Source organism: Streptomyces sp. SID5785 (genome assembly GCF_009870065.1).
In the GTDB taxonomy this organism is placed as follows: domain Bacteria; phylum Actinomycetota; class Actinomycetes; order Streptomycetales; family Streptomycetaceae; genus Streptomyces.
In genome coordinates this window covers 21588-33979 of the sequence record NZ_WWIA01000682.1, presented here as the reverse complement: position 1 = coordinate 33979, position 12392 = coordinate 21588, and the positions used below count along the sequence as shown (strand labels likewise).

At 73.7% G+C, this 12392-nt stretch carries 11 protein-coding genes; 5 read left to right on the top strand and 6 right to left on the bottom strand.

The window, feature by feature from the left end; all coding sequences use genetic code 11:
* The first annotated feature begins 230 nt into the window (after positions 1–230).
* The gene (locus GTW43_RS22275; RefSeq protein WP_343246092.1) at positions 231–491 is read left to right on the top strand and encodes a hypothetical protein; all 261 of its coding nucleotides are present in this window, start codon (positions 231–233) and stop codon (positions 489–491) included.
* Between the two features lie 116 nt (positions 492–607).
* Here the strand turns inward: GTW43_RS22275 and GTW43_RS22270 are convergent, their stop codons facing one another.
* On the bottom strand, positions 608–2197 hold the full coding sequence (locus GTW43_RS22270; protein ID WP_161303787.1) for an acyl-CoA carboxylase subunit beta: 1590 nt from the start codon (positions 2195–2197) through the stop codon (positions 608–610).
* A 118-nt stretch (positions 2198–2315) separates the two neighbouring features.
* Positions 2316–3110 (bottom strand): AfsR/SARP family transcriptional regulator, encoded by a 795-nt coding sequence (locus GTW43_RS22265; RefSeq protein WP_161303786.1) that lies wholly within the window; start codon positions 3108–3110, stop codon positions 2316–2318.
* 431 nt (positions 3111–3541) lie between these two features.
* Here GTW43_RS22265 and GTW43_RS38215 point away from each other — a divergent pair, with 431 nt between their 5' ends.
* The 4 genes from GTW43_RS38215 (at position 3542) to GTW43_RS22245 (ending at position 8122) form a co-directional block, all read left to right on the top strand.
* Positions 3542–3799: a hypothetical protein gene (locus tag GTW43_RS38215; protein WP_161303785.1), complete on the top strand. Its 258-nt coding sequence runs from the start codon at positions 3542–3544 to the stop codon at positions 3797–3799.
* Positions 3796–6057 (top strand): TOMM precursor leader peptide-binding protein, encoded by a 2262-nt coding sequence (locus GTW43_RS22255; protein WP_343246091.1) that lies wholly within the window; start codon positions 3796–3798, stop codon positions 6055–6057. The genes GTW43_RS38215 and GTW43_RS22255 overlap by 4 nt, the downstream gene beginning before the upstream one ends.
* Positions 6058–6279: 222 nt before the next feature.
* A complete protein-coding gene (locus GTW43_RS22250; RefSeq protein WP_161303784.1) occupies positions 6280–7479 on the top strand; it encodes a histidine kinase in 1200 nt (399 codons plus the stop codon).
* A gap of 28 nt (positions 7480–7507) precedes the next feature.
* Complete coding sequence (locus tag GTW43_RS22245) at positions 7508–8122, top strand: response regulator transcription factor (RefSeq protein WP_161303783.1); 615 nt, start codon at positions 7508–7510, stop codon at positions 8120–8122.
* A 34-nt stretch (positions 8123–8156) separates the two neighbouring features.
* On the opposite strand, the gene GTW43_RS22240 is transcribed toward GTW43_RS22245, so the two are convergent.
* The 4 genes from GTW43_RS22240 to GTW43_RS22225 form a co-directional block, all read right to left on the bottom strand.
* On the bottom strand, positions 8157–9410 hold the full coding sequence (locus tag GTW43_RS22240; RefSeq protein ID WP_161303782.1) for an acyltransferase domain-containing protein: 1254 nt from the start codon (positions 9408–9410) through the stop codon (positions 8157–8159).
* A 22-nt stretch (positions 9411–9432) separates the two neighbouring features.
* Positions 9433–11187 carry a fatty acyl-AMP ligase gene (locus tag GTW43_RS22235; RefSeq protein WP_161303781.1) on the bottom strand — a complete coding sequence of 585 codons (1755 nt, stop codon included), beginning with the start codon at positions 11185–11187 and terminating at the stop codon, positions 9433–9435.
* Positions 11188–11317: 130 nt separating this feature from the next.
* Positions 11318–11524, bottom strand: coding sequence for an acyl-CoA carboxylase subunit epsilon (locus GTW43_RS22230; RefSeq protein WP_161303780.1), 207 nt, complete (start codon positions 11522–11524; stop codon positions 11318–11320).
* Positions 11525–11580: 56 nt separating this feature from the next.
* Positions 11581–12207 (bottom strand): hypothetical protein, encoded by a 627-nt coding sequence (locus tag GTW43_RS22225; protein WP_161303779.1) that lies wholly within the window; start codon positions 12205–12207, stop codon positions 11581–11583.
* Positions 12208–12392: the final 185 nt, after the last annotated feature.

Genomic DNA, 12392 nt, shown 5'->3' with positions numbered 1-12392 from the left:
TAGTCTTCGCAGTGTGCGCATCCGGACACTTCAGCAAGGACTAGACCAGTGGGCTGTGACGGAGGCCATACTTCCGGCTACGGCTTGATCACGACTGTTCGACGCCGGCCTCGCGCCGCGCTGGAGCGACCCGCCCGCCGGGTCCGAACCCGCCCGGTTCGTCACCCCCGGCCACTAGATTGATCGTCGATGCCCGCCTGTCCGGGCGGTGCGGGAACGGGGGAGACGGCGTGATCGGCGGTATGGAAGTGACGCTCGGCCTGGTGGTCACCTGCGCGGTGCTCGCCGCGTCGGAACGGGCGACGCGCAGACGGAAGGCGGAGTTCCGGCACACGTACGGGACGTACGAGGGGTTCCGGCGGGCGGTCGACGAGGGGCGGGTGCGCTCCGTCCGCCGCGACCGCGGGGAGGTCGCCGCGATCAAGGCCGTCCGGGACCGGCACCCGGGGGTGTCCCTGCGCCTCGCCAAGCGCTACGTCCAGGAGTTGTGACATCAAGTGATGCGGCGCCAGGCGTTGTGACATCAGGTGTTGTGGCGGGGAGTGTGCGTGGAAGGGGCCGGGGGCGTGCCGCCGCCCGGTCCCGTCCGCGGGACCCGCCCGGTGGCTCACATGGGAGGGTTGCCGTGCTTGCGCTCCGGGAGGTCCGCCTTCTTGGCCCGCAGCATGGCGAGCGAGCGGATCAGCACGGCCCGGGTCTCGCCCGGGTCGATCACGTCGTCGACCAGACCGCGCTCGGCGGCGTAGTACGGGTGCATCAGCTCGGCCTTGTACTCCTTGATCAGCCGCGCCCGGGTGGCGTCGGGGTCGTCGGAGGCGGCGATCTGCCGGCGGAACACCACGTTGGCCGCGCCCTCGGCGCCCATCACCGCGATCTCGTTCGTCGGCCAGGCGAAGGACAGGTCCGCGCCGATCGAGCGGGAGTCCATCACGATGTACGCGCCGCCGTAGGCCTTGCGGACCACCAGGGAGATCCGCGGCACGGTCGCGTTGCAGTACGCGTACAGGAGCTTCGCGCCGTGCCGGATGATGCCGCTGTGTTCCTGGTCGACGCCCGGCAGGAAGCCCGGTACGTCGACCAGGGTGACGAGCGGGATGTTGAAGGCGTCGCAGGTCTGCACGAACCGCGCGGCCTTCTCGGAGCCGTGGATGTCCAGGACCCCGGCGAGGGCGGCGGGCTGGTTCGCGACGATGCCCACGACATGGCCGTCGAGCCGCGCGAAGGTGCACACCACGTTCTGCGCCCAGCCCGCGTGCACCTCGAAGTGCTCGCCGTCGTCGACGATCTCCTCGATCACCGCGCGCATGTCGTACGCCTGCTGGGGGTCGGCCGGCACGAGCGCCGCCAGCGCGTCCGTACGGCGCTCCGCGGGGTCGTCGCTCGGGGCCACCGGCGGCATCTCGCGGTTGTTCTGCGGGAGCAGGGACAGCAGGTAGCGGACGTCGGCGAGGCAGTCGGCCTCGTCGTCGTGCACGAACCCGGAGACCCCCGACAGGGAGGCGTGCACGTCCGCCCCGCCCAGACCGTCCTGCGTGATCTGTTCGCCGGTCACCGCCTGGACCACGTCGGGACCGGTGATGAACATCTGGGACGTGCCGCGCACCATGAACACGAAGTCGGTGAGCGCGGGCGAGTAGGCCGCGCCCCCGGCGCACGGGCCGAGCACCACGCTGATCTGCGGGATCACCCCGGAGGAACGGGTGTTGCGGCGGAAGATGCCGCCGTATCCGGCGAGCGCGGTGACGCCCTCCTGGATGCGGGCGCCCGCGCCGTCGCTGAGGCCGACCACGGGGGCGCCCGCCGCCTCGGCGAGGTCCATGACCTTGTGGATCTTCTCGGCGTGCGCCTCGCCCAGGGCCCCTCCGAAGACCCGGAAGTCGTGCGCGTAGGCGAAGACGGTGCGGCCGTGCACGAGACCCCAGCCGATGACGACGCCGTCGCCGTGCGGCTTGCGGTCCTGGAGTCCGAAACCGGTCGCCCGGTGCCGGCGCAGCGGCTCTATCTCGGTGAACGTCCCGTCGTCGAAGAGGAGTTCGAGCCGTTCGGGTGCGGTGAGCTTGCCCTTGGCGTGCTGGCGCCGGGTGGCCTCGGGATCGGGGCCGCGGCCGAGTTCCTTCTTGAGCCGTTTCAACTCGTCGGTGGAGCGGCGCAGATCGGGCGGCGGCGCGACAGCGAGCAGTTCGTCGAAGGTCGTCATTGCGGCACCGTAGGGACCCCGGCTCGAGACCCCCGGCACGCCGCCTCGAACGGCCGCGGCGCACCCCCTTGAGCGGTGCTCGCGCGGCGCTCGCGCGGTGCTCGCGCGCGTCCGGCCGTCAGTCCGCGGACGCGGGGTGCAGCGCGTGGTCCGGGTCGCCGGCGAGGACCGCCTGCTGCAACTCCTGGAGCACCGCGGACGGTTCGAGACCGAGCTCGCGGACCAGCGAACTGCGCAGCTTCTGGTACGCCTCCAGGGCGCGCCAGCTGCCGCCGGTGCGGTGCAGGGCCCGCATCAGCTGGGCGCAGAACCCCTCGTGCAGGGGGTGCCGGGCGGCGAGGACCCGCAGCTCGGGCACCACCTCGGCGTGCCGGCCGAGCCGCAGGTCCGACTCGATCCGGCGCTCGAGGACCGTGGTGCGCTCCTCGTTGAGCCGCAGGACCTCCAGCTCGAGCACGGCGCCGAGCGGTACGTCGACGAGGGCCGGACCCTGCCACAGTGCCAGGGCGCGGCGCAGCAGGTCGGAGGCGGCGCGGTGGTCGCCGACCTCGAAGGCGCTGCGGCCGCTGTCCGCGAGCCGTTCGAACTCGTGGGCGTCGACCTGCCCCGGCTCGACCCGCAGCAGGTAACCGCCGAGCCGTGTGACCAGGACGTCCTTGGCGTCGAGCGCCGGGTCGTCGGCCAGCGCGACGGAGATCCGCCGGCGCAGCTGGAGGATGTAGGTCTGCAGGGTGGTGGAGGCGCTGCGGGGCACGTTCTCGCCCCAGATCTCCTCCATCAGCGTGGGCACCGCGATGACGCGATCGGCGTGCAGCGCGAGCAGGGCGAGCAGTTGGCGCGGCTTCGCGGCGGTGGGTACCACCGGGAGCCCGCGCTCGTGCGCGGTGAGAGCTCCCAGGACGTTGATCTCCATATGTCTCTCCCCCTAGGAAACGCGTCACCCGGTGTGGTGACTCCCGGCGGTGTGCGCTGAATCCGGTTCACCGAGAGTCGCACCGCGGGGGCCGCCGGCCCAGTGAGTGACGCATGCGCTCAATCATGAAAATCTCATGGCGCTCCTGTGACGGTGGCACTGTCCTCGAACAGGGCCTTCGATCCAGACTCTCGAAGCACAGGCCGACGGAACACCGCTCGAGCCGGCCTCACCCCGCAGCGCCTCATGTACAGCGCGTCTCGTATCTCGTGTCGCGTACGGCGCCATGGCACAGCGCACCTGCACAGCGCACCTGCACAGCGCACAGCGCACAGCGCACCTCGCACCTCGCACGTCGTTCTTCGTACTTCGTTCGTCCCGAACTCGCACGTCCGGGCGTCGGATCCGGACGGCTCACACAAGGAGCAGTCATGAACGTCACCGAAGAGATCATGCGTTTCGCCGAGCTCGCCGCCCGCACGGGTCTCGAGCCGGAGCTCGCCGGGCGGCTGGACACGGACCGCACCGCGGTCCTGCGGGAGTTCGGTCTGCCGTCCGACGAGGCCGCCCTGGTGCCGGCCGGCGGCGACCGCGTCCTGGAGAGCCTCAGCAACGCCGGGGCGGACGCCCGGGCGACCTGGTGCACCTGCTGGTCCCCGGAGCTGCCGGTTCCCGGGGCCCGTGCGTGAGCGCGACCGACCGGTCCGGGTCCGGTGGGCCGTACGTGGCGTTCAAGCGCCACGTACGGGCCCACGCGGTCCCCGGAGAGGCCGTGTTCATGTGGTCGGACACGGACGTGACGACGGTCAGAGGCGCCGGGGTGGAGACCCTGGTCCCGCTGCTCGACGGCAGTCGCACGCTCTCCCAGCTGCTCCAGGAGGCCGCATCGGCGATGCCGGTGACCGAGGCCGGACACCTGGTACGGCGGCTGGCCGAGGCCAACCTGGTCGGATACCGCCCCGAGGGCCGGCGAGCGGAGGACGCCGGCGACGAGGGACGGTCCGCGGAGGCCTACTGGGACCGCGCGGGTCTCGAGGGCACGACGGCCGAGCGCCTGGTCCGCAGCACCCCGGTCGAGCTCGTCGTCGTCGGTGACCTCGACCCGGACGAGGCGTACGCGGTGTGCCGGGCCGCCGGGTTCACCGTCGTGTCCGCGCCGGAGCGCGCGGACGCCGGGCTCGCCCTGGTGCTCTGCGAGGACTATCTGCACCCGGGACTGCGACAGGAGGCCGCGCGGCTGCGCGGCCTCGGCCGGCCCTGGCTGCTCGCCAAGCCGTACGGCGCGCAGCCCTGGACCGGCCCGGTCTTCACACCGGACGGCGACGGCCCCTGCTGGAGCTGTCTGGCGCACCGGCTGCGCGCCCACCGGCGCGCGGAGAGCGAGGTGGAACGGGCGCTCGGCCTCGACGGACCCGCGCCCCGTCCCGCCCCGTCCCTGGGCGTCGTCCGCGCGCTCGGCCTGAACGCCGCGGCGCTGGAGGCGTCGAAGTGGCTGGCCGGGCTGCGGCTGCCGGAGCAACGGTCGGTGTCCGTCCTGGACAGCCTCACGCTGGGCACCACCCGGCACGAGGTCACCCGGCGCCCGCAGTGTCCCGACTGCGGTGACCCGGGGCTGGTCGCCGAGCAGACCGGGCGCCCGGTCACGCTGGTGTCCCGGCCCAAGGCGGCCGGCGCCGGGAGCAACGACCGGGCGCTGTCCGCCGAGCAGATGCTCGAGCGCCACCGGCACTTGGTCGGCCAGGTCACCGGTGTCGTGACGGGCATCCGCCCGCTGCCGGGCATGCCCGAGGGGATGTACGCCTACGACTCCGGGCACAACCTGGCGCTGCGCGGCAGCTCGGCGTCGGACATGCGCCGGGTCCTGCGCTCCCGCAGCGGGGGCAAGGGGGCCAGCGCGGTGGAGGCGCGGGCGAGTGCGCTGTGCGAGGCGGTGGAGCGGTACAGCGCCTCCCGGCAGGGCGACGAGCTGACCGTGCGCGACACCCACGCCGGGCTGGGGCCGCGGGCCGTCCATCCGAACGCGTACCAGCTGTTCCACGCGCGGCAGTACGCGGAGCGGGACCGGTGGAACACCGTGCACGGGCCCTTCCACCAGGTGGCCCGGCCGTTCGACACCGGGGCCGTCACCGACTGGACGCCGGTGTGGTCGCTCACGGCGGGCGTCCACCGGCTGCTGCCCACCTCGACGCTGTACTTCGACAACACCCCGGGCGGGGCGGCCGACGGACTGTGGGCCGACTCCAACGGCAACGCGGCGGGCAGCAGCCTGGAGGACGCCGTGGTGCAGGGCTTCCTGGAGGTCGTCGAGCGGGACGCGGTGGCTCTGTGGTGGTACAACCGGCTGCGGCTGCCCGCGGTGGACCTCGACGCGTTCGACGCACCGTGGCTGGCGCGGCTGCGCGACTCCTTCGCGCGGGCCGGGCGCACCGTCGAGGCCATCGACCTCACCGGTGACCTGGGCGTGCCCGTCATGGTGGCGGTCTCCCGGCCGGCCGGTGACGCGGAGCCGGACCTCGTGTGCGGCTTCGGTGCGCACTTCGACCCGCGGCTCGCACTGCGCCGTGCGGTGACGGAGGCGGCCCAACTGGTGCCCGCGCCTCAGCCGATGCCCGGCGGTTCGGTCCTCGCCCAGCCGCAACTCCTCGCGGATCCGGGGCAGTCGGCGCGCGGTCCCGGTGCCTGGGCGCAGCGGCCGCGCACCGAGGACCTCCTGGACGACGTCGAGCACGTGTGCGCTCTCGCCGAACGGCACGGGCTCGAGGTCCTCGTGCTCGACCAGACCCGGCCGGACGTGGGCATTCCGGTGGTGAAGGTGGTGGTACCGGGGCTGCGCCCGTTCTACGCGCGCTTCGCGCCGGGACGGCTCTACGACGTCCCGCACCGGCTGGGACTCGTCTCCCGTCCGCTGCGGTTCGGCGAGCTCAACCCGGTTCCGCTTCCCGTCTGACGAGGGGCCCGGCGCCCACCGCGGCACCGTCCCGACCGCCGGTGCTCGTCTGCAGTTATCACATGTTTCCTGCACAGCTCCGCCACGGCCTATAGTTCGAACCCAGAGCTCCCGAATCCCCTTGGGGGGCTTCGGGTTCGGGGCGGTCATGACGGCGCATCCGCGACCCGGGTGCGCCGCATCGCCGTCCCGGGAACCGGCAGGCGGACAGGGGGATATGTGATGCGGAGTCCTTCGGGCGCGGCGAGACGTACAGGGGGCCGGCCGGACGTACCCGCGCCGCGGCTGGCCCAGGGCATCAGCACCACGGTCATCTCGGGTTTCGGCATCATCACCCTGCTCAACGTGCGCAACGGCGTGTCCGGCGGGCTGCTCCTCGGGCTGTGCGTCGCCGCCGTACTCGTGCTCTACGGGGTGCAGTTCACGGTCGCGGCGCCCGGCGCCCGGGACTGGTCGCCGCGCCGGCGCGGCTTCGCGCTCGTGGCCCTGACGCTGCTCACGTACGTGCCCATGTTCTGGTTCGGCGTCGCGTGGGGCAGCATGGCAGGACCCCTCGGCGGATCGATTCTGCTCTTACTTCCGGCCCGGCTGGCCTGGCCCGGGTACGGCATCGTGGTGCTGTCCCTGCTCGGCTGGTCCGCCGCCGACCACGTCTCGGCCCTGGAGACCGGCTACTTCACCGTCTCCACGGCGCTGACCGGGCTGGTCATCTTCGGCCTCACCCGGCTCACCGACCTCGTCCGCGAAGTCCACGCCGCCCGCGCCGAGATGGCCCGGATGGCCGTCACGCAGGAGCGGCTGCGCTTCGCCCGCGACCTGCACGACCTCCTCGGCTACAGCCTGTCGACGATCACGCTCAAGAGCGAACTCATCCACCGGCTCATCCCCGCCAACCCCGACCGTGCCTGCGAGGAGGTGGCCGGGGTGCTCGGCGTCTCCCGGCAGGCCCTCGCGGACGTGCGCCTGGTCGCCAGCGGCTACCGGGAGATGTCGCTGGAGTCCGAGGCCGCCTCGGTCGCCGACGTCATGGCGGCCGCGGACGTCCGGGTCGACATGGACATCGCCTGCGGGCGGCTGCACCCGGTGGTGGACACCGTGCTCGCCACTGCCCTGCGCGAGGGAGTCACGAATATCCTCAGGCACAGCAAGGTGCAGTCGTGCACCATCAGAGCGGTGACGGAAGGGGAACGGGTGCGCCTGACACTGCTCAACGACGGTGTGACGGCCCGGCGGGGCCCGATGGCGGCGGACGCCAGCGGCAGCGGCCTCGGGAACCTGCGCACCCGGCTCGGCGGCATCGACGGCTGCCTGAGCGTGTCGACGGACGAGGACGGCTGGTTCCGGCTGGTGGCGGAGGCGCCGGTCAGACCCGTCACGGCGGACGGGTCGGCCGTACGCGCCACCGGCGCGGCCGCGGCCTGATCTATTCACGGGGGAACAGGGGGAACGGATGCTGTCGGTGCGGGTGCTGCTCGCCGAGGACGTGCACATGATCCGTGGTGCACTGGTGGCGCTGCTGGAGATGGAACCGGACATGGAAGTCGTCGCCTCGGTGGACCGTGGCGATCTGATCGTGAAGACGGCGCTGGAGGTGCGCCCGGCGGTCGCCGTCATCGACATCGACCTGCCGGGCACCGACGGGCTCACCGCCGCCGCGGAGCTGCGCGCCAAGCTGCCCGAGTGCCGCACGCTGATCCTCACCAGCCTGGGGCGGCCCGGCACGCTGCGCCGGGCCATGGCCGCGCAGGTGTCCGGCTTCCTGCTGAAGGACTCGCCCCCGGACCGGCTGGCCCAGGCGGTCCGCTCGGTGGCCGGCGGCGGCCGGGTCATCGACGCCGAACTGGCCCTCAGTGCCTGGGAGGCACCGGACAACCCGCTCTCCCCGCGCGAGACGCAGGTGCTGCGGCTCGCCGCGCAGGGCGCGGACGCGGAGGAGATCGCCCAGCAGCTGTTCCTGACGCCCGGCACGGTACGCAACTACCTGACGGCCATCGTGGACAAGCTGCACGCCAGGAACCGGGTCGACGCCATCCGGATCGCCGAGGAGGCGGGCTGGGTGCCGTAGGCCGCCGTCCGGAAGGAACGTCGTCCGGCCGGGCTCACCAGCGGGCGCGGCCCGTGTCCTCCGCCAGCGGGCCCGCGTCGAGCGCGGAGAGCGTGCCCGCGAGGTCGACGGCGTTGGTGCGCGGGCCGCGGCACATCGCCAGACAGCGTGGGCCCGAGCGGCCGCCCATGCGGCGGACGAACGGCAGCAGTACCGCCTTCGGGCCCACCTCGACCACGTGCGTGGGCCGCTGCTCGGTGAGCAGCGCCCGGGTCGCGTCGGCGAACCGCACGGGCGAGGTGACCTGGCGGCCCCAGTACCCGGCGTCCAGCGGGGCGTCGTAGCGGCGGCCGTACACCGTGGAGTAGAAGGGCACCGTCGGAGTCCGCGCGGGCAGCCGGCGCGCAGCCTCCTCCAGGAGCGGGGCGACCGGCTCCATCAGCGGGGAGTGGAAGGCGTGCGTCACCTTCAGGAAGGCGCTGGAGATGCCGCGCTCCCCGAGCCGCCCGGAGGCCCGGCGCAGCCCCGGCAGATCGCCGGAGAGGACCGTGGCGCGCGCCGCGTTGAGGGCGCCGATGGACACGCCCGGCTCGGCGGCGGCCGCCTCGGCGGCCTCGAACGGGTCGGCGCAGGTCGCCATCATGCCGCCGCCGGACGGCAGTTGCTGCATGAGCGCGCCGCGCGCGGCCACCAGCCGCGCCGCGTCCGGCAGCGACAGCGCCCCGCAGACGGTCGCGGCCGCGAACTCCCCGACACCGTGCCCGAGCAGGGCCACCGGTCGCACCCCCTCCTCCAGGAGCGTGGCCGCCAGTGCGTACCCGGTGGCGAACAGCACGGGCTGGGTGAGCTCCGTCTCGTGCACCGCGGGGGAGTCGCCCAGCATCAACTCCACGACGGAGCGCCCCACATGAGGCGCGAGCGCCTCGTCGGCGGCGGCCAGGTGGTGCCGGTAGGACGTGCAGTGCTGGTGCAGTCCCTCCGTCATCCGCGGGTGCTGGCAGCCCTGCCCCGTGAAGACCAGCGCGGTGCGCGGCCGGCCGTCGGACTCCGGTGCCCGGTCCCGGCCCGCGAGGCGCCGCGCGAGCGCGCGCACCGTGAGGTACGGCCACACGTCGATCGGCTCCTGCGGGAGCGGACCGAAGGTGTCCTCGACCGTGCCGTACAGGCTCAGCAGGGCCACCGAGTCGAGGCCGCACTCGACCAGGGGCATGTCCTCGCGCACGTCGCGGCGGACCTGTTCGGCCACCCGTTCCAGGAGCCACTCCACCCAGCCCTGCTCGTCGGGCAGTTCCCGTCCGGATCCGCTCACCGTCTGCTCCTCTCCGACCCGTTCAACGACTGTGTGCCACACCGGACGGCCGGGCGGCCGCGGGCAGGAGCTCCTCGTCGATCCGCTGGTGCAGGGGCTTGATCTCGCCGTTGAGGAACAGCCGCCGGGTGGCTGCCCGTTCGACCTTGCCGCTCGTGGTGCGCCGTATCGTGCCGGGCCGCACCAGCAGCACGCCGTCCACCGCGACCTCGAACTCCTCGGCCAGGCACCGCTCCACGTCGGCGGTGAGCCCGGTCAGGTCGAGGCCGTACGGCTTGTGGGTGCGCAGTTCCTGGACGAGGACGACCCGCTCGCGCTCGCCCGGCACGGAGAACGCGGTGCCGGTGCCGAACAGCGAGTTGATCCGCTGCACCGCGTGCTCCAGGTCGTTCGGGTACAGGTTGCGTCCCGCGACCACGATCATGTCCTTGTGGCGGCCGGTCACCATCAGACGGCCGTCGAGGAGGGTGCCGAGGTCTCCGGTGCGCAGATAGCCGCCCTCGCCCTCCGCCGTCGAGGCCCCGAACACCTCGCCCGCGGCGGGGGCGTCGCGCCAGTAGCCGCGTGCCACACCCGGGCCGCGGACCCAGATCTCGCCGACGTGGCCGTCCGGCAGCACGCGCAGCGACTGCGGGTCGACGATCGCCACCTCGGCGCCGGCCGGCCGCCCGCACGCCACGAGTTCGCGCTCCGGCCGCCCGGGGGCGGTGTCGCGCAGCACGTGCCGCTCCAGGGCCGCGCCGTCGACGGCGCGCGCCACCGGGCCCGCCTCGCGGCGCTCCCCGGAGACCAGCAGGGTCGCCTCGGCCAGCCCGTAGCAGGGCATCAGGGCTCCCGGTCGTAATCCGGCCGCGGCGAACCGCTCGGCGAAGGCTCTGGACGTCGCCGCGGAGACGGGTTCGCCGCCGGAGACCGCGGTGCGCCAGCGGGACAGGTCGAGCTGCGCCGCCTGCTCGTCCGTCACCCGGCGCAGGCACAGGTCGTAGGCGAAGTCCGGGGCGCCGCTGACCGTGATGTCGTACCGCCCGATCGCCTCCAGCCAGCGGGCCGGGCGCTTGAGGAACGCCCCGGGGGACAGGAGCACGGAGGTGCCGCCCAGGTACAGCGGCAGCAGCAACTGGCCGACCAGGCCCATGTCGTGGTGGAGCGGCAGCCAGCCGCCGACCCGCTCGCCCGGGGCGGCGCCGGTCAGCGCGGCGATCGCCTCCAGGTTCGCCAGCAGATTGCCGTGGGTGACCACCACACCGCGCGGGGCCCCGGTGGAGCCCGACGTGTACTGGAGGTAGGCGACCGTGTCGGGCGTCAGCTCCGGCATCTCCCACGGGCTGCGCACCGGTACCGCGTCGGCGGCGAGGCAGGGCACCGAGCCGTAGCCGCAGGACGCGAGGAGCCGCGACACGTCGGGGGCGAGCGCGGCGTCGGTGAACGTCGCACAGGGCGCCGCGTCCTTGACCAGGCCCGCCACGCGCAGCAGGTGGTGCCGGCCGCGCCCGGTGGCGGGCACCGGGACGGCGATGGCGCCCGCGTACAGACAGGCGAGCAGCGACACCGCGAACTGGTGCCGGGACGCGTGCATGAGCAGGACCCGCTCGCCCGTGGCGCCGCGGGCCTGGAGCCAGCCGGCGAGCTCGCGCGCCGCGGTGTCCAGGGCGCGGTACGAGACCTGTCGGGCGCGGCCGGCCTCGTCGCTCTCCGGCAGCAGATGCAGAGCCTGACGGTCGGGCGACCGCCTGATGTGATCGCTTATCAGTTCGACAAAGGTGCGGTGTTCGGACATGTGGTCCCCCTGTGCAGACGTCGTGCGGGCGTCCGGCATGTCACCGAGCGCTCAGAACCAGCCTGAAATTGAACGTAGGACCGGTCTGCTAGAGGGAAGCTCGACGGCCGCCGTTCGGATCCGGCCGCACTCAGCCGTGGGACCAGCCGACCGGGGAGCGGCGGCGCGACGGCCCGGCGCCCCATCCGGCCCGTGCGGCGCCCCCGCCCCCCGCGTCCCCGAGGGCCGCCTGATCGGCGCTGACCTGGAGACGGGCGAGCAGGACCGCGGTGACGGCCGCGACCTCCTCGGCGGTGGGCCGGCCGCGCACGATGACCAGAGAGACAGGGGAATCCATGGACCAAGGGTGGCCGCGCCCCCTCGAGAGCCGCTCGCGGCCCGGTGGCCACCGGCTCAGGCGCCGCCCACCGGGACGGCGTGGAACTCGGCCACCTCCGCCGAGACGGACAGCTCGGCCGCCCGCTTCACGAAACCCGGCGTCGACACCGTGCCGGGCTCCGGCTCCCCGGCGCCGCCGGGCCGCCACCACAGCAGGCCCGTGTACGCGCGCGGGTCGGTGACCGAGCGCAGCAGCTCGCTCCCGCCGTAGTCCCCGGCGGTGACGCAGTGGCCGACGAGCGCCCCGAAGTCCAGCTCGAAGCGGACCGGCCGCTCGGCCACCGAGGCCCGGACCACCGTCACCCGGCCGGCCTCGCCGAGCGGCACCGTGGCCGGCATCCGGCCCACGCTCACCATGAGGTGCAGGTCGACGGCGGCCGGGCCGGCGGCGTCGGCCAGGCGCGGCAGATAGCCCTCGGCGTGGGTGGAGCGCACCAGCTCGTTCATCCCCTCCCACCGGTCGAGCCGGAGATAGCCGGCGTCCGGTGCGAGCAGGCGCAGTGTCGATCCGCCCGCGAGCCCCCTGAGCCCCTCGCGCCCGCGGACGTACCCGCGCAGCCGGTCCTCGAACGCGGGATCCGGCGCGGTCGTCCTGAAGTGCTGCAGGGCCGTGACGCGGCTGACGGGATCACGCTGCGGCATCGGCACACCTCCTGCTGCTCTCCCCCTGAGCGCGTACACACGTGCGCGTCGGGTCAGTCGACCACGTCCCGCTCGAGGCCTGCTCGAGCGCCGCCGGAACGGCCCGCCGCCCGCCGCCTCCGAGGGTTTCTCGAGACGCCGCCGAGCACCGGCGCGGACACTCCCCCTCCCGGCGGAACGCCGGG